General features: G+C 68.0%; 20 protein-coding genes. All 20 read right to left on the minus strand.

What is annotated here, in order from left to right:
* Window positions 1–2: 2 nt before the first annotated feature.
* The 20 genes from C0R07_RS06580 to rpoN all read right to left on the minus strand — a co-directional run bounded on the left by C0R07_RS06580 (window position 3) and on the right by rpoN (window position 19,398).
* Complete coding sequence (locus C0R07_RS06580; RefSeq protein WP_070427322.1) at window positions 3–662, minus strand: 4Fe-4S single cluster domain-containing protein; 660 nt, start codon at window positions 660–662, stop codon at window positions 3–5.
* Window positions 659–2,491, minus strand: coding sequence for an AAA family ATPase (locus C0R07_RS06585; protein ID WP_254427789.1), 1,833 nt, complete (start codon window positions 2,489–2,491; stop codon window positions 659–661). The genes C0R07_RS06580 and C0R07_RS06585 overlap by 4 nt, the downstream gene beginning before the upstream one ends.
* A gap of 70 nt (window positions 2,492–2,561) precedes the next feature.
* Window positions 2,562–4,706, minus strand: a complete 2,145-nt coding sequence (locus C0R07_RS06590; RefSeq protein WP_102788458.1) for a putative bifunctional diguanylate cyclase/phosphodiesterase — start codon at window positions 4,704–4,706, stop codon at window positions 2,562–2,564.
* A 179-nt stretch (window positions 4,707–4,885) separates the two neighbouring features.
* Window positions 4,886–5,677 carry a flagellar biosynthetic protein FliR gene (gene fliR / locus C0R07_RS06595; RefSeq protein WP_046273537.1) on the minus strand — a complete coding sequence of 264 codons (792 nt, stop codon included), beginning with the start codon at window positions 5,675–5,677 and terminating at the stop codon, window positions 4,886–4,888.
* Window positions 5,678–5,688: 11 nt separating this feature from the next.
* A complete protein-coding gene (locus C0R07_RS06600; protein WP_019184809.1) occupies window positions 5,689–5,958 on the minus strand; it encodes a flagellar biosynthetic protein FliQ in 270 nt (89 codons plus the stop codon).
* A 39-nt stretch (window positions 5,959–5,997) separates the two neighbouring features.
* A complete protein-coding gene (fliP, locus tag C0R07_RS06605) occupies window positions 5,998–6,780 on the minus strand; it encodes a flagellar type III secretion system pore protein FliP (protein ID WP_019184808.1) in 783 nt (260 codons plus the stop codon).
* 2 nt (window positions 6,781–6,782) lie between these two features.
* Window positions 6,783–7,184, minus strand: coding sequence for a flagellar biosynthetic protein FliO (gene fliO / locus C0R07_RS06610; RefSeq protein WP_019184807.1), 402 nt, complete (start codon window positions 7,182–7,184; stop codon window positions 6,783–6,785).
* Complete coding sequence (gene fliN / locus C0R07_RS06615; protein ID WP_019184806.1) at window positions 7,181–7,519, minus strand: flagellar motor switch protein FliN; 339 nt, start codon at window positions 7,517–7,519, stop codon at window positions 7,181–7,183. The genes fliO and fliN overlap by 4 nt, the downstream gene beginning before the upstream one ends.
* On the minus strand, window positions 7,516–8,523 hold the full coding sequence (gene fliM / locus C0R07_RS06620; RefSeq protein WP_019184805.1) for a flagellar motor switch protein FliM: 1,008 nt from the start codon (window positions 8,521–8,523) through the stop codon (window positions 7,516–7,518). The genes fliN and fliM overlap by 4 nt, the downstream gene beginning before the upstream one ends.
* An 8-nt stretch (window positions 8,524–8,531) precedes the next feature.
* The gene (locus tag C0R07_RS06625) at window positions 8,532–9,050 is read right to left on the minus strand and encodes a flagellar basal body-associated FliL family protein (RefSeq protein WP_102788459.1); all 519 of its coding nucleotides are present in this window, start codon (window positions 9,048–9,050) and stop codon (window positions 8,532–8,534) included.
* 121 nt (window positions 9,051–9,171) lie between these two features.
* Window positions 9,172–10,332: a flagellar hook-length control protein FliK gene (locus C0R07_RS06630; RefSeq protein ID WP_102788460.1), complete on the minus strand. Its 1,161-nt coding sequence runs from the start codon at window positions 10,330–10,332 to the stop codon at window positions 9,172–9,174.
* Window positions 10,332–10,790, minus strand: coding sequence for a flagellar export protein FliJ (fliJ, locus tag C0R07_RS06635; RefSeq protein WP_102788461.1), 459 nt, complete (start codon window positions 10,788–10,790; stop codon window positions 10,332–10,334). The genes C0R07_RS06630 and fliJ overlap by 1 nt, the downstream gene beginning before the upstream one ends.
* A gap of 3 nt (window positions 10,791–10,793) precedes the next feature.
* Entirely contained in the window at window positions 10,794–12,173 is a 1,380-nt protein-coding gene (locus tag C0R07_RS06640; RefSeq protein WP_102788462.1) for a FliI/YscN family ATPase, read from the minus strand.
* Window positions 12,170–12,805: a FliH/SctL family protein gene (locus C0R07_RS06645; RefSeq protein ID WP_046274284.1), complete on the minus strand. Its 636-nt coding sequence runs from the start codon at window positions 12,803–12,805 to the stop codon at window positions 12,170–12,172. The genes C0R07_RS06640 and C0R07_RS06645 overlap by 4 nt, the downstream gene beginning before the upstream one ends.
* The gene (fliG, locus tag C0R07_RS06650) at window positions 12,802–13,788 is read right to left on the minus strand and encodes a flagellar motor switch protein FliG (protein ID WP_026070041.1); all 987 of its coding nucleotides are present in this window, start codon (window positions 13,786–13,788) and stop codon (window positions 12,802–12,804) included. The genes C0R07_RS06645 and fliG overlap by 4 nt, the downstream gene beginning before the upstream one ends.
* 13 nt (window positions 13,789–13,801) lie before the next feature.
* Window positions 13,802–15,442 (minus strand): flagellar basal-body MS-ring/collar protein FliF, encoded by a 1,641-nt coding sequence (gene fliF, locus C0R07_RS06655; protein ID WP_019184798.1) that lies wholly within the window; start codon window positions 15,440–15,442, stop codon window positions 13,802–13,804.
* A gap of 12 nt (window positions 15,443–15,454) precedes the next feature.
* A complete protein-coding gene (gene fliE / locus C0R07_RS06660; RefSeq protein ID WP_070427326.1) occupies window positions 15,455–15,817 on the minus strand; it encodes a flagellar hook-basal body complex protein FliE in 363 nt (120 codons plus the stop codon).
* 283 nt (window positions 15,818–16,100) lie between these two features.
* Window positions 16,101–17,597 (minus strand): sigma-54 dependent transcriptional regulator, encoded by a 1,497-nt coding sequence (locus tag C0R07_RS06665; protein ID WP_102788463.1) that lies wholly within the window; start codon window positions 17,595–17,597, stop codon window positions 16,101–16,103.
* A complete protein-coding gene (locus C0R07_RS06670; RefSeq protein ID WP_026070040.1) occupies window positions 17,594–17,971 on the minus strand; it encodes a response regulator in 378 nt (125 codons plus the stop codon). The genes C0R07_RS06665 and C0R07_RS06670 overlap by 4 nt, the downstream gene beginning before the upstream one ends.
* Window positions 17,972–17,985: 14 nt before the next feature.
* Window positions 17,986–19,398, minus strand: coding sequence for an RNA polymerase factor sigma-54 (gene rpoN / locus C0R07_RS06675; RefSeq protein WP_102788464.1), 1,413 nt, complete (start codon window positions 19,396–19,398; stop codon window positions 17,986–17,988).
* Between the last annotated feature and the right edge of the window lie 233 nt (window positions 19,399–19,631).

Genomic DNA, 19,631 nt, shown 5'->3' on the forward strand with positions numbered 1-19,631 from the left:
ACTTACTCGACTGGACGACGCGATGAAGTGTGTGCGCTGGTCTGTACCTGGTGGCCCTGAGCGCGCAGCAGCTCGCGCAGGCGCAGCAGGTCGCCGCGGCGGGGGATGCCGGCCATCCAGACGGTGCCGGTGGCATCGAACATCAGGTCAAGCGCCTTGTCGGCCGGCGTGCTGGCCCGCTCCAGGCCCGCCAGGCGCGACCGACCCAGCGCGGTGAGCAGGGTGAGGCGCTGGTTGTCGCTACCCCGCAGCGCCAGCGACTGGTCCGCCTGTTCGAGGTAGGGGTCGCTGATCACCGCATCGATCAGGTCGCGCGCCTGGTCCAGCATGGGCTGCAGCGTTTCCAACGGATGGCCGCTGTACACCAGGATGTCCGCGGCGGTGCGTTGGCGCAGTCCCACCAGCATCTGCAGCAGGGCGTCGAACTGGTCGAACGGCTCGCCGCCGGAAATGGTGATGCCGTCGGCCTGGTCCAGCCACGGGGCCACCTGCTCGAGCAGGGAGGCCACGTCGACGACGGTGCGCCCCGGCCCCCAGGTGTCGGCTGAAATGCAGCCGCTGCAGCGGATGCTGCAGCCCTGGAACCAGATGCCCAGGCGTTGCCCCGGCCCCAGCGTGGTCACCGGGAAATGCACGCGTGACAGCTGCAGTGGACGGTTCAACCGCGTTCCAGGTTGAGCACGTTGGCATCCACCGCAACGATGGTGAACTGCTGGCCGGGCTGCGCGTCCTGGTCGAACAGGGCACGCGCCAGCGGGTTGAGCAGGTGGGCCTCGAGCTGGTTGCGGATGCCGCGCCCGCCGTTGGAGAGGTCCTTCAGGCATAGCGCGCGCAGCGCGTGGCGGGCCGGCGCGGCCAGGGTCACGCGCAGGTGCTGGGCCTGCAGGTCGGCCAGGGTCGCGTCGACCATCTGGTCGAAGATCTGCACCGCGACCTCCTCGCGGATGAAATCGAACACGATGATGTTCTCGCCGATCCGGTTGAGGATCTCCGGCCGGTTCAGGACCAGCTTGAAGTGCCGGTCGATTTCGTCGTGCACCTTGCTCTGCACCTGCTCGAAGGGCTCGCCGGGCAACACGTTGGCCACGCGCTCGCCATGCTCGCCCTGACGGTAGATGCCCAGATTGGAGGTGAACACGATCAGCGCCTCGGAGAAGTACACGCGGTCGCCACGCCCGGACGTGAGCACGCCGTCATCGAGGATCTGCAGGAACTTGTCCAGGATGCGCGGATGGGCCTTCTCGATCTCATCGAACAGGACCACGCTGAACGGCTTCTCGCGGATGGCGTTGGTCAGTTCGCCGCCTACGTCGTAGCCCACGTAGCCGGGCGGGGCGCCGATCAGCCGCTGGTCGGCATGCTCGGCGCTGAACTCGGACATGTCGAACCGGATGTAGGCGCTTTCGTCACCAAACAGCAGGCTGGTGACGGTCTTGGCCAGCTCGGTCTTGCCCACGCCGGTCGGGCCGGCCAGGAACGCCACGCCGCGCGGCCGGTTGCCCTTGCGGCTCGCACCCACACCGGTCATGGCGCGCTTGACGATGTCCAGCATGTGGGTCACCGCATGGTGCTGGCCCTTGACCCGTTGATGGACGAACGCATCGCCCATGCGGATGCGCTGCCGGTCAATGCGCAGCCAGGGGTCTTCGGTGACCCCGACCTTGTAGCGGCGCACGGCGTCGCCGATCTGGTCCACCGCCACCCCTTCGACCCGGGCCAGCTGCGCGATGGCACTGAGGTCCAGCAACAGCAGCCCCTCGGTGCTCTGCACAAATGCGTCCACCGCCTGCGCGGTGGCCTCGGCGCCGGCGTCCGGCGCACCGGCCAGACCCTTGAGCAGCGCCGGGGCCAGTGCGCGCCGGGTGAGCTGGTCCGGCTTGGCCACCGGAATGTGGCGGATGCGCGGGTTGCCGACCAGCAGCCAGTCGGGCAGGTCACCTTCCTTCTCCACTACCCAGAGCACCGTGTTGAAGAACGGCTTGCGCTGCACGCCACCCGGTCGGCTGCGTGCCTGGTGGGAGAGCACCAGGGCCTGGGTGAACAGCTGGTGTTCGGCGGCGCTGAGGGCGTCGCTGCGCACTGCCAGGCGCGAGGCGAAATCGATGATCACTGCCACCGGCTCGCCTTGGCGCACGACCAGCCGCTGGAGCGTGGCACTGAGCAGGTCGATACCGGCGGGCGCGGCGCCATCCACCGGGGTCAGCCCCAGCGATTGCAGCAGGGCGACGCCGCTGGCGGGATCGGTGCCGGGGCGTTCCAGGGCGCGGAGGCCGGCCAACGGATCCCAGCCCAGCACCTGCGCATAGCCCTGGTCGAGCAGGGTGTTGCACAGGGTCTGATTGAAGCTCTGCGCGGTGACCGTGCCCGGTGCCACTTCGGCGGCCTGCAGGTCGCGGATGTTCCCGGAAAGCACGAACTGGCTCTTCAAGGGAAGGAAACGAACAAGATCGCGCTGCCAGCGCGGACCTTCAAACACATTCTTCCCTGACATCCTGCTGCCTGCTGTTCCCATGGTAGGGGGCAGGGTATTGCGCGCAGCCGCCAATTTCCAGCGCGTGCGGCTAGCCTGTTGCCGCGCCTGGCCGTGCCTGCGCCTTCCATCCGGCGGCGATCTCCACCCGCGGGCGCGGGTGGTCATGCAGCTGCGTGAACCGCTCCGGGTCCACCGGGCGCCCCAGCAGGTAACCCTGCAGGTAGTCGCAGCCCAACCGTTCCAGGTAGGCGCGCTGCCCGGCGGTCTCGACGCCTTCGGCCACGATGTCCATGTCCAGCGCGTGTCCCAGCGCCACGATCGCCGAGACGATCACCACGTCTTCGGAGCTGTTCTCCAGGTCGCGTACGAAGGCGTGGTCGATCTTGATCTCGGTTGCCGGCAGGCGCTTGAGGTAGAGCAGGCTGGAGTAGCCGGTACCGAAATCGTCGATGGAGATGCCCACGCCCAGCGCCGCCATCGCCAGCAGCAGCGTCAGGCTCGCCTCGGTGTCGCGCATGACCGTGTTTTCCGTAATTTCCAGGATCAGCCGGCGTGGTTCGATCCGGTGGGTCTGCAGCGCCTCGCGCACTTCCCGCAGCAGGTTGGGCGAGGCAAACTGGATCGGGGAGAGGTTCACCGAGACCGTCCAGCCGTCATGCCCGGCGTCGTGCCACACACGCAGCTGGCGGCAGGCTTCGTCCAGCGCCCACCGGCCGATCTCGTTGATCACGCCGCTGCGCTCGGCCAGGCGGATGAAGCGGTCTGGTGGAATCAGCCCCTGCTGGGGATGGCGCCAGCGGATCAGGGCTTCAGCGCCACTGACCGACTGCCCGGCCACGCGGGTCTTGGGTTGATAGTGCAGCAACAGCTGCTCGGTGCCGATCGCGCGGCGCAGGTCGGCCAACAGCTGGAACTGCTGTTCGGCGCTGTCGTTCATCCACTCGGCGAACAGCACGTAGGCATTGCGCCCGGCCTCCTTGGCCTGGTACATCGCGGCATCGGCGAAGGCCATCAGCTGCCGCTCGCTGGCGGCGTGGTCCGGACAGATCGCGATGCCGACGCTGGCCGTCACCTGCAGGTCGTGGCGGGGCAGCAACGGCTCGCGGCCGACGGTCTGGATGATGCGGCTGGCCAGTGTCGCCACGTCTTCGTCGTTCTCGATCGGCACCACCAGCACGAATTCATCGCCGCCCAGCCGCGCCAGCATGTCCGCCGGGCGCAGCAGCTTGCGGGTGCGGTCCGCCACGGCGACCAGCAGGGCGTCGCCGGTCTGGTGGCCGTAGGCATCGTTGACCTGCTTGAAGCCGTCCAGGTCCATGAACATCACCGCAAACCGGCTGCCGCGCTGTTCCGCTTCGGCCAGGGATTGCTCGATCCGCTGCTGCAGCAGGCGACGATTCGGCAGGCGGGTGAGCGGGTCGTGCAGGGCCGCCTGGGTCAGCTCGGCATAGGCATCGTCAAGCGAACTGCTCAGGTCGGTGTTGCGCAGACGCAGCAGCTGGGCCTCCATGCGCTGGTCCAGCCAGGACACGATCAGCACTACCGCCAGGATCGCGATGGTCAGGGCCAGCACCACCAGTGCCAGCCACTGCGCCTGCAGGCCCTCCCCGCCGGCGGCACTGCAGATGCTGCCCGCGGGGAAGCGGGCGGCGGCCATCCCGGTGTAGTGCATGCCCACGATCGCCGTGCCCAGCACCAGTGCCGGCGCGGCACGGTCGCGCAGGCGGCGATGGCTGCTGCGCAGGCGGAAGGCGATGAACAGCGCGGTCCAGGAGGCGACCACGGCGATCAGCAACGACAGGGCCACCCAACCGGGGTGGTAGTCGATGCCGGGCTGCATGTGCAGCGCGGCCATGCCGAGGTAGTGCATCGCGGCGATGCCGCTGCCCATGAGCAGTGCGCCAAGGGCGAGGCGCCCGTGCGGCAGGGTCGGTTGCGAGACCAGCCACAGCGCGAAGATGGACGAGGCCATCGCAGCCAGCAGCGAAACCGTGGTCAGGCCGAGCGCATAGCCGAGTGGGATGGGCAGGCGGAAGGCCAGCATCCCGATGAAATGCATCGAGCAGATGCCCAGCCCCATCGCGCAGCCGCCGCCGATCAGCCACAACCAGGTGGTACGGCGCGTGGCCGCGGTGGTGACGCGGCTGGCCATGTCCAGCGCAGTGAACGAGGCCAGCACGGCAACCAGGAATGACACGACCACCAACCACGGGGTGTAACTGCCGATCAGCATGGATGACGCTCTCCTTGGTCAACGCCTGAGCGATACGACAGAACGCGCCGCCATCAGCGCAGAGCGCGGGTGAAGATTTCGTCGTCAGCCAAGACTAACGCCACGCACCGGGGGGATCGCAAGTGGCAGGCGTGCAGGGCGATACGGTGGCCACGCGGTTGTCCCGCACGTGTCCCGGGTCAGCGGCTGACGCTGTCGGCGGCATCGAACGCCGCGTCGAACAGGCGTTGCACGGGCGGGCCCATCTCACCGGCCAGCACGGTCAGCAGGAACAGCCCCAACAGCAGCGCGACCGGCAGGCCGAGCTGGATCGGGTTCAACGCGGGCGCCGCACGGGCCAGTACGCCGAAGGCCAGGTTGATCGCCAGCATCGCTACGGTCAGCGGCAGCGCCAGCGTGAGCGCGCCGCGGAACACCTGCAGCAGGAACGTCGGCGCGATGCTCAGGAATGCCTGGGGGTCGGGCAGCGAGGTGCCGATCGGCAGGGCCTTGTAGCTGTCCATCAGCAATGAGATCAGCGCCAGGTGGCCATTGGCGGTGAAGAAGAGCAGGCCGAACAGCAGATAGAACCATTGCCCGATCACGCCGGAGCTGCCGCCACGCAGCGGGTCGCTCATCTGCGCGAAGGCCAGGCCGGTCCCCTGCGCGACCAGCTCGCCGGCCATCGCACCGGCCTCGAACACCAGCCGCAGCACGAAGCCGATCGACACGCCGATCGCCAGTTCGCGCGCAATGGTCAGCACCGTGGCCGCATCGAAGCCGGTCCATTCCGGTACTGGCGGCAGCATCGGCGACAGCGCGATGGCCAGCGCGCCGGCCAGCAGCACGCGTATCCGGGACGGCACCGCGCGGGTGCCGATCAACGGCATGGCCATCAACATCGCGCCGATGCGCAGCATCGTCCACAGGATCGTGCCGATCATGCCGAAGGCCTGCAGGCCGTCGGCGGCCATCTGGGTCGCGGAATCCACGGCGGCTGGCCTCAGCCGATCAGGTGCGGGATGCGCTGGAACAGCAGCGTGGTGTATTCGACCAGATGGCCGATCAGCAGGCTGCCCAGCGCAAACAGCACCACGGTCAGTGCCGCCGCCTTGGCGACGAAGGCGATGGTCGGCTCGTTGAGCTGGGTCGCGGCCTGGACCACGCCGACCACCACGCCGACGATCAGCACGGTGAGCAGCAGCGGGCCGGCGACCCACAGCACGGTGATCAGGCCACCACGGAGTTCGGTCAGGGCAAGTTCGGGCGTCATGTCGGTCTCGGGTCCGTATCGATCAGCAGGGCAGGGCGGTCAGACCGCATTGAAACTGGCGGCCAAGGTGCCCACCACCAGGACCCAGCCATCCACCAGCACGAACAACAGGATCTTGAACGGAGCGGAGACCAGCATCGGCGAGAGCATCATCATGCCCATCGACATCAACACGCTGGCCACGACCAGATCGATGATCACGAACGGAATGAAGATCAGGAAGCCGATCTCGAAGGCGGTCTTCAGTTCGCTGGTGACGAACGAGGCGACCAGGATCGGGAACGGAATGGCATCCGGGCTGGAGTAGGTGCCGTGCCCGGCCATGCCCGCGAAGGTCATCAGATCGGTCTCGCGGATCTGCGCCAGCATGAAGGCGCGTAGCGGCTGGGTGGTCAGCGTCCAGGCGGTCTGGAAGTCGATCTCGCCGTTGAGGTACGGCGCCATGCCGCTGCCCCACGCCTTCTGCCACACCGGCAGCATCACCATCGCGGTGAGGAACAACGCCAGGCCGAGCAGCACCTGGTTGGATGGGGTCTGGCCGGTGCCCAGCGCCTGGCGCAGCAGGCCGAGCACGATGATGATGCGGGTGAAGGCGGTCAGCACCAGCAGCATCGACGGGATCAGGGTGATCGCCGTCATCAGCAACAGGGTCTGCAGCGGCAGGCTCACCGGCTGGCCGCCGATCTTGCCGACATTCACATCCGGCAGTGCGGGCACGCCCGGCACGCCGGGCGCAGCCCAGGCCAGGGCGGGCAGCGCGCACAGCAGGGCAGTCAGCAACAGCGGCAGGTAACGGGTCCAGGAGGTACGGGGGCCACGCATGTTCAGGGTTCCTTGCGCAGCCGCTGTTGCAGCAGCTGGGCGAAATTCGGGAGCTGTTTGAAATCGGGAAGGCGCGCCGGCGCCGGCGGCGGCAGGGGGTCGGGAAGCTGATGCAGCGTATTGATGCCGCCGGCCGTGACGCCCAGCAGCAGCTGGGTGCCATTGACCTCGACCACCACCACGCGCTCCTTGGCGCCGACAGTGAGGCTGGCGACCACGCGCAGCCCCTCGGCCGGGCGGAAGCCGCTGCCGGGCATGCGCTTGAGCAGCCAGCCCAGGCCGACGATCAGTGCCAGCACGCCCAGCAACGCCAGCACCGCACCGAACATGCCCGGTGCGGCGGCGGCATGCTGGCCGACCTTGACGGTCGAGGCGCCGGCCGCGATCAGCAGCCCGGCACTCAACGCAGTCTCCGGATCCGTTCGCTCGGGCTGACCACGTCGGTCAGGCGCACGCCGAAGCGATCGTTGATCACCACCACCTCGCCATGGGCGATCAGGGTGCCGTTGACGAACACGTCCAGCGATTCGCCAGCGCCGCGTTCCAGTTCCACCACCGAGCCCTGGTTGAGCTGCAGCAGGTTGCGGATCGGCAGGCGCGCGCGGCCGACTTCCAGCGACAGGGTCACCGGTACATCCAGGATCACATCCAGGTTGAGCTCGTCGCCGACGGTGGCGTCGTCCGACTGCAGCTGGGTGAACTGTGCCGGTGCCGGCTCGTTGGATTCGATATCGTTCATTGCGGGTCTTCCTGCAGTACGGGAACGCGTGGGCGGATGCCCGGGGGATGGGTGGCGGTGATCTTCACCGCGTTGAAACCATTGGCGACGCCGAACTCACCGGTGAACACCGGCACGTTTTCCACGCACAGCGGCACCTGCTTGGGCAGCTCGATCGGCAGCACGTCACCGATCTTCAACCGGGTCAGGTCGCGCAGGCTCATGCGCTTGGTGGCGAGTACGCTGGAGAGCGTGACTTCGGCGATGTTGAGCTGCTCGCGCAGCATCACGCCCCAGCTGGCGTCGCGGTCGTTGCGGTCGCTCTGGATACCGGCGTCGAGCAGCTCGCGGATCGGCTCGAGCATCGAGTAGGGCAGGGTGACGTGGATATCGCCGCCACCGCCATCGAGCTCGACATGCAGGCGGCAGACCACCACGTACTCGCGCGGCGTCACGATGTTGGCAAAGTGCGGGTTGATCTCGGAATTGATGTATTCCAGCTCCACGTCCATCACCGGCGCCCAGGCTTCCTGGAGGTCGGCGAAGGTCTGCTTGAGCAGCAGGTGGATCACGCGCATCTCGGTGGCGGTGAACTCGCGGCCTTCGATGCGGGTCGGGTAGCGGCCGTCGCCGCCGAAGAAGTTGTCCACGATCGCGAACACCAGCGTCGGCTCGAACACGATCAGCCCGGTGCCGCGCAGCGGCTTGAAGCGGATCAGGTTGAGGTTGGTCGGCACGTACAGCGAGTGCATGTAGTCATTGAACTTGATCAGCTCGATGCCGCGCACGGACAGTTCGGCCGAACGGCGGATCAGGTTGAACAGACCGATGCGCCACAGGCGCGCGAAACGCTCGTTGACCATTTCCAGGGTCGGCATGCGGCCGCGGATGATGCGGTCCTGGCTGGCGAAATCGTACGAACGCGCCTCGCCGGGCGTGGGCGCGTCGATGTCGGTCTCGACCGCACCGGAATCCACGCCGTGCAGCAGGGCATCGATCTCGTCCTGGGAAAGCAGGTCATTCATGGTCGCCCTTACTGGGTCACGAAACTGGTGAACAGCAATTCGTCGGCACCGGGCTTGCCGGTCTCGGCCTTGAGCAGCTTCTGCACTTCGGCCAGGGAACTGGCCTGCAAGCGCTCTTTGCCGGCGCGGTCGGCGATGTCGCTCGGCTCGACCTGCGAGAACAGCATCAGCAGCTTGGCGCGGATGGCCGGGGCGTGAAGCTTGATCGCTTCCATCGCGGCCGGGTCACGGCTCATCAGCTGCACTTCAACCTGCAGGTAGCGCGGGCCGTCGAAGCTGCTGTTGAGGTTGACGACGAACGGCGGCTCCAGGCCGAAGTACTGCGCCGGGGCAGGCACTGCGGATTTGCTGGCAGCCGGCTTGGTGGCCTTGTCGTCGTGCTTGGGCTGGGTGAAGTACCAGACTCCGCCACCGGCGGCGCCAGCGGCGAGCACCGCGGCCAGGGCGGTGACCAGGAGCGGACTGCGCGGCTTGGCGGCCTTGTCCTTCTCGGCGGATTTCTTGGTTTTATCGGCGGCTGCGGCCACGAGGGGAAGCTCCAGAGGATTGCTTCCTGCCTACATGCAAACGGTGTGCCTGAATGCCGGGGATCGGGTGCGTCGGGTTTCTGGCGGCGCGGCGGAGGCCGCGCCGCCGCGCCGCGCGGGGTCACGCGTAGGCGTCGACCAGGCCGCGCTGGCGGATCAACTGCGAGGGCGACAGCGTGGTCTCGGCCAGTGCCGGTTCTCCGTCATCGCCGGTCATCCCGCTGCCGGCGTTGCCACGTCCGCCGTCCGGCGCGGTCTGCTGTTGGCCCACATCGGCGTGACCAAGCTGGAAGCCCTGTTCGCCGAGCAGCTCGCGCAGGCGCGGCAGGCTGCTTTCCAGTGCGTGGCGCACATCGGCATGGGCACTGGTGAAGCTCGCATGGACCTTGTCGCCATCCAGCTGCAGGCGAACGTCGATCGGGCCGAGGTCGTTCGGGGTGATCTTGATGTGGGCGTGGCCGATCTTCTGGTCCGCCAGCCAACCGACCCGGGCGCCGACGGCATCATCGAAATCCTCACCGCCCAGGTGTGGGGTGGCGGTGGGGGAGCCGGTGAACAGGCTGGCCATCACCGGCTTGGCTTCGGTCATGCCGTGCAGGGCATGCAGCAGGGGCGTGGCCGGTGCATCCGGACCGTCGGCGGTTGCTGCGGTCAAGGCATCGGTGAAGGTCTTGAGCAGCGGGGCATCGTCGGCCGCGGCGGCGTCCGTAGTGAGGGCGGGCAGTGCGAAGCCGCCCTCGGTGGAGGGGCTGGGAGGTGCCGGCGCCGGTGCGGAACCCTCGGCCGCCTGGGCGCCCGCCGTCAACGTGGGCAAGGCCGCATTGGCGCCCGACGCCGGGCCGGCGAGGCCTGCCACGGCCGGGGTCGGCGCGGGTACCGGCAGGCCGTTCAACGCGAGGCCGGCCAGGCCCAGCGGTGGCCAGGCGGCCTCGGTGTCGTCCGCTGGCTCGGCGGCGGGCTTTTCGGCACGGGCCGATGCTGGCGTGCCGGCGTCGGCGGGAGCGGGCGTGTCCTCGGCAGTCCTGGCACCGGACGTGGCAGGACGCGTTGCTGCGTGCTTGTCCTGGCGCGATGTGTCTGTCGCCGCGTGCTTTCCGGCATCGCGGCTGCTGCCCGCCTTGCGCGGCGTATCGCTGCGCGGTGCTTCGCTGCCGGGCTTGAGCAGTGCGTCAAAGTCCCGACGGTCGCCGTTGCGGTTGTCGTTGCTGTCGGCCCGGGCACCGGAAGGCGTGCTGCCCGCGTTCTGTACCGGCGCGGCGCCGCCGAGCAGGGCGGCGGGCATCACGGGGCCCCTCCGTTCTCGCCGTCTTCGCGCTGTGACTGGCGCGAGCGACGCGCACCCAGGTCATCCATCTCGCGCTGGTCGCGGCGGTCGGTGACGACCTTTTCCTGGGCGCGGTAACTGGCGGCCAACTGTTCCAGCACCTGCTTGTCACGGCTGGCCAGCAGCAGGCGGGCGCGTTCGGCGTCGACCTTTTCGCGGTTGTTGTCCACGGTTTTGCGCTGCTGGGCGACCGCGCTGTCCAGGCGATCCAGGAATGCGCGGCGGTTTATCAGCTGGGCCGGGCTGGTGGCCGACATCTGGGCGCCGGCGTATTCCTCGGCGTAACGGCGCAGCTCATCCAGGCGCGACACATGCGTGTCGAGCGCACGCTGGCGCTCGGCCAGGTCGCGGGCGACCTCGTCTTCGTGGTCCTGGGCTCGTTTCAGCAAGGGGTCGAAGCGCTTGGATTGGATCATGGCTTAAGTCTCTGGTTCCACCAGCCGCTTGAGGGCGGCCTGACTGTGCGGCAGGTCGGCGGCCTTGCCGACGTCCTGACCGAGGAATTCAACGATGTCCGACCAGCGCTCCAGCGCTTCGTCGGTGGCCGGGTCATTACCGCGCTGGTAGGCGCCGATCGCGATCAGGTCGCGGTTGGACGAGTACGCCGACACCAGCCGTTTGAGCTTGCGGATGCGCAGGCGCCACGGTTCGTCGGCAATTTCCGTGACCACGCGGCTGACCGAGGACTCCACGTCGATGGCGGGGTACAGGCCGCTGTCGGCGACGCGGCGCGAGAGCAGGATGTGGCCGTCAAGAATCGCGCGTGCGGCATCGGCGATCGGATCCTGCGGATCATCGCCTTCGGTCAGCACGGTGTAGAACGCGGTGATCGAGCCGCGGCCCTTGGCGCCATTGCCCGCGCGTTCAACCAGTGCGGGCAGCTTGGCGAATACGGAGGGCGGATAGCCGCGGGTGGTCGGCGGCTCACCGACGGACAGGCCGATCTCGCGCTGGGCCTGGGCGAAGCGGGTCAGCGAGTCCATGAGCAACAGCACGTTCAACCCCTGGTCGCGGAACCACTCGGCGATCGCGGTGGCGCGGTAGGCACCGTGCAGGCGGGCCAGCGGCGGGCGGTCGGCCGGGGCCGCCACCACCACGGCGCGGCGCAGGCCTTCTTCGCCCAACGTGCTTTCCACGAAATCGCGGACCTCGCGGCCACGTTCGCCGATCAGGCCCACCACGATGACATCGGCGGCGGTGTAGCGGGTCATCATGCCCAGCAGGGTCGATTTACCGACACCGGAGCCTGCGAACAGGCCGACACGCTGGCCGCGACCGATCGGCAGCAGCGCGTTGATCGCACGCACGCCCACGTCCAGTGGCTGGGTGATCGGCTCGCGCGCGAGCGGGTTGATCGAGACGCCGGCCATGCCGACGGTGCCTTCGGCGCGGATCGGGCCCTTGCCATCCAGCGGCACGCCGTCGCTGTCGATCACGCGGCCGAGCAGGCCTTCGCCCACTTCCACGCCACCGCGGCCGAGCGAGGGCACAACCCGCGCATTGGGCAGCAGGCCGTGCAGTTCGGCGCTGGGCATCAGGTAGGTGCGTTCACCGGCGAAGCCGACCACTTCGGCATCGACCCAGCCGCCATCGGCAACTTCCACCTTGCAGCTGGCACCCATCGGTGCCTCGCAGCCGACCGCCTCCAGCGTCAGGCCGACCGCGCGGCGCAGCACGCCCTCGCGGATCAGGCCACGGCCGTGCGCGGTATCCGGGCGGATGTTGTCCAGCCGCGAGGCCAGCCGCAGGTTGCGGGCGGCGGTCCAATCGGCGGGTGGGGGCAGGGTATCGGTGTTCATGGGGTGGTTCCGGCTTTGCGGATGACCGCATCCAGGGCGCCGCGCAGGCGTGCATCCAGGGTGCCGTCGATGCGCACGGCCTCGGCATGCACGCGCAGGTCGCCGCGGCTCAGGCTCAGGTCCGGGGTCAGGCGCTGGTTCGGTGCCAGGTTGAGCACCGGGGCCAGCGCGGCGATGTCGTCCGGGTGCAGGCGCACTTCCACATCGCGGCTCGCGCCGCCGACGGCATCCACCGCTTCGTTGACCAGCTGCGCCAGCAGTTCCGGCTCGGCTTCATAGGCCCGCCCGACCAGGTTGCCGGCCACGCGCACTGCCAGCTCGCCCAGCGCGGCGACCACTTCGTTCTCCAGCCGCACCAGCGGCCGGCTGAAGTTGTCCAGGATGCCTTCGATCTGTGCGATCAGGCGGCGCACCTCGGCCTGACCCTGGGCCAGCCCTTCGGCGTGGCCCTGATCGAAGCCGTCCTTCTCGGCACTGTCCTGGATGGCCTGGATCTCCTCCAGGGTGGGCAGCTGCAGCAGCGGCTCCGGCTCGTGGTCCGGATCGGGTTCGGTGAGCTCGAACTGTTCTTCCGGTGGCGGCTCGGGCACCGCCAGCAGATCCGGGGCAAGCCAGCGCACGGCATTGTTCACAGCATGGCCTCCGCGTTGCCACCAATGGTGACCGTGCCTTCATCGGCCATGCGCTTGACGATGGCCAGGATCTCGCGCTGCGCCACTTCCACATCGGACAGGCGCACCGGGCCCCGGGCTTCCATGTCTTCAAGCAGGATTTCAGCGGCACGCTGGGACATGTTGCGGGTGATCTTGTCGCGCACCTTGATGTCGGCGCCGCGCAGGGCCAGGCCGAGGCGCTCGCCGCTGACTTCGCGCAGCACCAGCTGCAGCTCGCGGTCGTCCAGGTCCACCAGATCGTCGAACACGAACATCAGGTCCTGGATGCGGCCGCTCAGCGGGGCATCGATGCGGGCGATTTCGCCCAGAATCGCCTGGTCCTGCCCACTGTCCATGAAGTTCAGGATGTTGGCGGCGCACTGCACGCCGCCCACGTTGGACGACTTCAGGTTCTGGTTGCCGGCGAACTGGCGTTCCATGATCTCGTTGAGTTCATTGAGGGCGTTCGGCGGAATGCCGTCCAGCGTGGCGATACGCAGCAGCACGTCCACCCGGGTGCGCTCGGGCAGCAGCTTGAGCGCATCGGCGGCCTGGTCGGTTTCCAGGTGGGCCATCACGATGGCGATGATCTGCGGGTGCTCATTGCGGACCAGGTCTGCGACGGCACGCGGATCCATCCACTTCAGCGCGTCAAGGCCGGTGGTGTTGCGACCCAGCAGGATGCGGTCGATCAGGCTGCCGGCCTTTTCGGTACCCAGCGCCTGCACCAGCATGTTGCGGATGTAGTCGTCCGAGCCCACGCCCAGCGAGGTCTTGGAGCCCAGCTCGCTGCCGAACTGGTCCATGACCCGCTCGACCTGTTCGCGGGTGATGTCGGTCATGGTCGCCATGGCGATGCCGATCTTCTGGACTTCCTTGGGCTCCATGTGGCGCAGCACTTCGGCCGCGTCCAGTTCACCCAGCGAGAGCAGCAGGACGGCGGCGCGCTGCACGCCGGTCAGCGGGGGAGGTGCATCAATCATTGGCCACCCAGCCCTTGACCACCTGGGCCACGCGTTTGGAATCGGTCTTTACAGCTTCACGCGCCATGCGCAGTCGTTCCTCGTAGGAGTCCACCGGCAATGCCAGCGGTTCATGTCCGGCCGCGTGCAGGCGTTCGCTGCCGATCGCGGGCAGGCCCTCGCCGTCATCGACCAGCTGCACATCGGCACTGTGGGGTTCCAGCGCGTCGTCCTTGGGCTTGGTCTGCCCGGTGATCGAGCGCAGCGCCGGGCGCAGCACGCCGAACACCAGGGCCAGCACCACGATCGCGCCGAGCAGCAGACGCAGTGCGTCCTGTACCTGCGGCAGCTCCCACCACTTCGGCCCTTCGACCGGGGTGACCTCACGCACGAACGGGGCATTCATCACCGAGACCGTGTCGCCACGCTCGGCATCGAAGCCGACCGCCTGCTTGACCAGCGCTTCAACGCGGGTCAGTTCGGCGGCGGAGAGGGCCTGGTCGGTCATCTTGCCGTTGGCACCGGCGCGCGGCACGTTGTCCACCAGCACCGCCACCGACACGCGCTTGATGCGACCGGCCGGTTGGCGGGTGTGCTGCAGAGTGCGGTCCAGCTCGTAGTTGCGGGTGGCGTTCTTGGAGGTTTCCGTCGGTGCCTGCGCGGTGGCCGGGGCGGCCGCCGGGCCGGGCGGGGTGTTGCTGGCGGCGCCGGGCACGCCCTGCGGGCCGGGCACGTTGCTGCTGTTTTCGCTCATCTGCTCGCTGCGCAGCTTCTGCGGCTCGCCGTTGTAGAGCTCACGGGCTTCTTCGATCACCGAAAAATCCATGTCCACGCTGACTTCCGGGTTGACCCGGCCCGGGCCGGTCATCGGCTCGAGCAGCTCGCGGATGCGCTGGTTGAACGAGGTTTCCTGGCGGCGCACCTGTTCGAACTGCGCGGCGTTCATGGCCGCTTCGCTGTTCGGATCGGAGACGCTGAGCATGCGCCCGCTCTGGTCGACGACGGTAACGCGCTCGGGTGCCAGGTCCGGGATGCTGGCGGCGACCATGTGCACGATCGCATCGATCTGGCCGCGTTCGAGCTGCTGGCCACCGCGCAGTTCCAGCACCACCGAGGCACTGGCCACGTCGCGTTGGCGGGTGAAGGCGCTGGGCTTGGGGATGGCCAGGTGCACGCGCGAATCACGGACCGGGCGCAGCGTATTGATCGTGCGCGACAGCTCGGTTTCCAGCGAGTGCTGGTACCGCGCGTTCTCCATGAACTGGCTGACGCCGAAGCCCGGGTCGCGCTCCATCAGCTCAAAGCCAAGGCGGCCGCTGTCGGTCAGGCCGGAGCCGGCCAGCTTCAGGCGCGCATCGTGCAGGTTCTTTTCCGGCACGGTGATGCCGCCGGTGGCGGGATCCAGCTGGAACGGAATCTGTGCCGCGCGCAGCAGGTCGGTGGCCTCGGCCGTGGCCTTCTGGTCCAGCCCGGTGTACAGCGGCACCATGCCCGGCTTCTGCGACCAGAAGAACACGAACAGGCCTGCCGCCACGGCCACGGCGATCATCGCCATCAGGCCAAGCCGACGGGTGATCTGCAGGCTTTGCAGCCGGTCGAACCACTGCCCAGCCTTTTCGGTGTTCAGCGATTCTTTGGAGAGCGACAGGGCCATGCGTTTCTATCCTTACAGCGGCATGTTCATCACGTCCTGGTAAGCCTGGACGAGACGGTTGCGGACTTCCACGGTGGCGCGGAAGGCGATCTGGGACTGCTGCGAGGCGACCATGACCTTGGCCAGGTCTGCACCGGGTTCACCCAGTTCGAAGGCCTTGGCCAGTGCGCCGGATTTCTGCTGGGCGTCGTTGACGCCGGCGATGGCGCCGCGCAGCGTTTCGGTGAAGCTCGGGCCCTGGATCTCCTGGGGGGACACCAGACCCTGGATGGCATTGCTGCGCGGCAGCTCCGTCAGCGGGCTGACGGCGGGCTGCCCCATCTGGGTCTGGAAGGTGCGGATCTGAGAAAGGATCGAGGTGACGGAGTGCGACATCTGGAACGTTCCGAAGCAGGGGTGGGTTACACCGGGAGACGTTGCAAGTGCCGTGCCGAAATGGATGAGTGATTCAGTTTTGTAACGGTGGCGCGGGGTTGCGCGTCACGCAGCCCCCAAGCGCGTGGCGGCCTGACCGGTGTGGGCGACGGCGTGCCCATGCGGCGGGGTGAAGCCGCGCCGTGCCGGAGAGTCGACGCCGGAAAACCGGCGGGGCGGACGGTCGTGGCAACAAAAAAGCCCGGGACATGCCCGGGCGTCTGGTTTCCGCGTGCCGGCCCGCTCAGCCGGCCAGTTCGGTCTGGTCGCGTTCGATCCCGTACTTGCGCAGCTTTTCCACCAGGGTGGTGCGGCGCAGGCCGAGCAGCTGGGCGGCATGGGCGACGACGCCCTGGGTGCGCTCCAGCGCTTCGTTGATCAGGTTCAACTCGATGCTGGCCATGTGGTTGCGCAGATCCAGGCCGTCATCGGGCAGGGCCGGGGCGCGGGCGACCGGGCCGGTGCCGTTGTCCGTGGCCGTGCTGCCCGGTGCACCCGGGGTGTGGAAGGAGAAGCTGCGCAGGTCCAGCCGCTCATCGGCCTGGGCCGGCGCTGCTGCCGCGGGCACGGGTGCGGTAGCAGCGAAGTCGCCGCGATAGCGGGCCGGCAGATCCTGCACGCGCACGTTGCCGCTGGGGTGCAGCACGGCCAGGCGTTCCACCAGGTTGGTCAGCTCGCGCACATTGCCCGGCCATTCGTAGGCGGCCAGCGCCTGCAGGGCTTCGCCGGTGAAACGCACTTCACCGCGGCCGGTACGGGCCAACTGCCCGGCAATGGTGGTCACCAGCGCCGGCAGGTCTTCGCTGCGCTCGCGCAGGGCCGGCACATCGATGGGAAACACGTTGAGGCGATAGAACAGATCCTCGCGGAACTTGCCGTCGGCGATACGTGACTCCAGGTCGCGGTGGGTCGCGGCGATCACGCGCACGTTGCAGCGGATGGTCTGGTTGCCACCCACGCGCTCGAAGCTGCGCTCCTGCAGCACGCGCAGCAGCTTGACCTGCATCGGCAGGCTCATGTCGCCGATTTCATCGAGGAGCAGGGTGCCACCCTCGGCCATTTCGAAACGGCCCTTGCGTGCGCTCAGCGCGCCGGTGAAGGCGCCTTTTTCGTGACCGAACAGCTCGCTTTCCAGCAGATCCGGCGGAATCGCGCCGCAGTTGATCGCCACGAACGGACCATCGCGACGCGGCGAGCGCTGGTGGATGGAGCGCGACACCACTTCCTTGCCGGTGCCCGATTCACCCAGCACCAGCACGGTGGTGTCGAACGCGGCCACCTGCTCGATCATCCGGCGCAGCTGGGTGACCGCCGCACCTTCACCGGTCGGACCCTGTTCCTGCACGGCGCCGGCCTGGTGCTCGGCATCCAGGCGCTTGAGGCTGGCGCGACGCAGCAGGCCTTCCATCTGTGCATGGCGCAGCGGCGCTTCCAGCGGCCACACATTGGCTTCGTGCAGGCCGTACTGCTGGGCGAAAGCAGTGGTGTCACCGTCGATCAGCATGACCGGCGGCGGCAGCGCGCCCTTGCCCAGCCAGGCAAACAGTGCATCGCTGCGGTCGGAATTGTCCAGCCCGCCGATGATCGCGGCCATCCAGTCGTTCGGGCGGTGGCGGGTGATGTCGAAGTCGTTGGCATCGGCCACCCAGCGCGGGTTGAAGTCCATGAATTCCAGCAGGGCGACGGTGCGCTCGGCGCGGACGGCGTCGTTGTCCAGTACCAGGATGCGGGATTCGCTCATGATCCGTTCCCCTTCAGGCCTTCCAGGATCGGCATCACTTCCTGGATGTAGGACAGCTTGCTGACGAAGTTGTCGGCCCCGGCGCGCAGCGCATGCTCGCGGTGTTCGGCGTCATCGAAGTGGCTGGCGATGACGATGTACGGCGCATCATCCTGGGATTTGATCAGGCGGGTCGCCTGCAGGCCGCCCATCTCCGGCATGGCCAGATCCATCAGCACCACCTTCGGGCGCAGCGACTCGGAGCGTTCGATCGCTTCCAGGCCATTGGCGGCGCTGCCGATCACGTCGAGCCAGTCGACCTTGCGGAAGTGGCGCATGGCGGCATTGATGAAACCTTCGTGGTCGTCGACCAGCAGGACGGTGAGCTTGTTCATGTCTTCCATTTCCTTCAGCCCACCCGGGCCAGGAGGTGCGGGGTGCTGGCATGGCTGCGGCGGCGTTCGCGCGCCGGGGCGATGTCCAGTTGTTCGCGGTATTTTGCAACGGTACGGCGGGCGATGTTCACCCCTTGGCGCGAGAGCAGGCCGGCGATCGCTTCGTCGGCCAGCGGCCGGGCGGCCGGTTCGGACTCGATCAGGCGGCGCACCATCGCTTTCACGGCCTGGCCGGAGACACTGGCACCTTCCAGGCGCACCGCGAAGAAGTGCTTCAGTTCCAGGGTGCCGCGCGGGGTCTGCAGGTACTTGCCGGTGGTGATGCGCGAGACGGTGGACTCGTGCATGCCGATTTCGTCGGCCACTTCCTTCAGCGTGAGCGGTGCCATCGCTTCTTCGCCACGGGTCAGGAAGCCGGCCTGGCGCTCGATGATCACCCGCGCGGTGCGCAGCAGCGTGTCGTAGCGCATCGACAGACCGCGGGTCAGCCAGCGGGCCTCCTGCATCATGTCGCGCAGCGGCTGTGCGGCGTCGCTGGTCTCGGCCAGCGCCTGCTCGTACTGCGGGTTGATGCTGAGGCGGCGGCTGGTGGCCGGGTTGAGTGCGACGCGCCACTGGCCATCGGCGTGCCAGGCGATCACGTCCGGGATCACCACCCCGTTGCTGTCCGGCAGCAGGCTCTCACCCGGGCGCGGCTGCAGCGAGAGGATCAGGCGGACGGCTTCATGGATGTCGGCGACTTCGGCATCCAGCTGCTTGGCCAGGGCCGGGTAGTCGTGTGCGGCCAGCGCGGCCAGGCCGTCGTCGAGCACACGCTGGGCGAGGTGGCGGGCCGGCACACGGCCGGGCAGGCAGCGCAGCTGCACGCTCAGGCATTCATGCAGGTCCTGGGCGGCCAGGCCGACCGGATCGCCGTGCAGGATCTGCTGGCGCACCGCTTCCACGCCGGCCGCATCCACATCGCAGCGCGCACTGGCCAGCAGGGTCAGCTGGGCGAGCGGGGCATCCAGATAGCCGGCGTCGTCGCAGTGCTCCAGCCAGAAACCGGCCACGGCCAGCTCGCGGGCATCCATTTCCATCGCCAGGCGCTGCAGGGCGCGCAGCTGCGGATCGGACGACTCACCGGCCGCCACGCGCTGCATGCGGTCATCGTCGCCGTCCTGCCAGCCGGCACCGGGCACGTCCCACAGGGAGGATTCCGGCAGTTCGTCGAAGGCGGCCACGTCCTGGGTGGTGCTGGCCGGATCGGTGTCGGCAGCGACCGGTTCCGGCGCCTCTTCCAGTTCCAGCAGCGGGTTGGTCTCCAACGCGCGGCGGATTTCCAGTTCCAGCTGCATGCCGTCCAGCTGCAGCAGACGGATGGACTGCAGAAGCTGAGGGGTGAGGTGAAGCTGCTGACCCATCTGGGTCGACATGGAGGCTTTCAAGGTGGTTCCCCGTTCGCACCGACTCCCCGGTGCGTTATGGAACACATCTTGCTTGTGTTCCCGTACGCCGGGAATCAGGGGGTTCCTGAGTCGGGTCGTCAAATGCCTGACAGCGTGTAGGGGATATCCCGACATCGGCGCGGTATTTTGACGGGCGTTGGCGCGCAGGCCTTGTCTTTCCGTGCCCAGCCTGCCGACCGGGCTTCAAAAATCCGTCACCCTGCGTGACGGGG

Source organism: Stenotrophomonas bentonitica (assembly GCF_002887735.1).
Lineage (GTDB): Bacteria > Pseudomonadota > Gammaproteobacteria > Xanthomonadales > Xanthomonadaceae > Stenotrophomonas > Stenotrophomonas bentonitica_A.

Bases quoted from the DNA above. Each gene is read 5' to 3' on its own strand.
- C0R07_RS06585 (WP_254427789.1), bottom strand. From the start codon at position 2,491: ATGTCAGGGAAGAATGTGTTTGAAGGTCCGCGCTGGCAGCGCGATCTT.
- C0R07_RS06590 (WP_102788458.1), bottom strand. From the start codon at position 4,706: ATGCTGATCGGCAGTTACACCCCGTGGTTGGTGGTCGTGTCATTCCTG.
- C0R07_RS06600 (WP_019184809.1), bottom strand. From the start codon at position 5,958: ATGACGCCCGAACTTGCCCTGACCGAACTCCGTGGTGGCCTGATCACC.
- fliP (WP_019184808.1), bottom strand. From the start codon at position 6,780: ATGCGTGGCCCCCGTACCTCCTGGACCCGTTACCTGCCGCTGTTGCTG.
- fliN (WP_019184806.1), bottom strand. From the start codon at position 7,519: ATGAACGATATCGAATCCAACGAGCCGGCACCGGCACAGTTCACCCAG.
- fliM (WP_019184805.1), bottom strand. From the start codon at position 8,523: ATGAATGACCTGCTTTCCCAGGACGAGATCGATGCCCTGCTGCACGGC.
- C0R07_RS06630 (WP_102788460.1), bottom strand. From the start codon at position 10,332: ATGCCCGCCGCCCTGCTCGGCGGCGCCGCGCCGGTACAGAACGCGGGC.
- fliJ (WP_102788461.1), bottom strand. From the start codon at position 10,790: ATGATCCAATCCAAGCGCTTCGACCCCTTGCTGAAACGAGCCCAGGAC.
- C0R07_RS06640 (WP_102788462.1), bottom strand. From the start codon at position 12,173: ATGAACACCGATACCCTGCCCCCACCCGCCGATTGGACCGCCGCCCGC.
- fliF (WP_019184798.1), bottom strand. From the start codon at position 15,442: ATGGCCCTGTCGCTCTCCAAAGAATCGCTGAACACCGAAAAGGCTGGG.
- fliE (WP_070427326.1), bottom strand. From the start codon at position 15,817: ATGTCGCACTCCGTCACCTCGATCCTTTCTCAGATCCGCACCTTCCAG.
- C0R07_RS06665 (WP_102788463.1), bottom strand. From the start codon at position 17,597: ATGAGCGAATCCCGCATCCTGGTACTGGACAACGACGCCGTCCGCGCC.
- C0R07_RS06670 (WP_026070040.1), bottom strand. From the start codon at position 17,971: ATGAACAAGCTCACCGTCCTGCTGGTCGACGACCACGAAGGTTTCATC.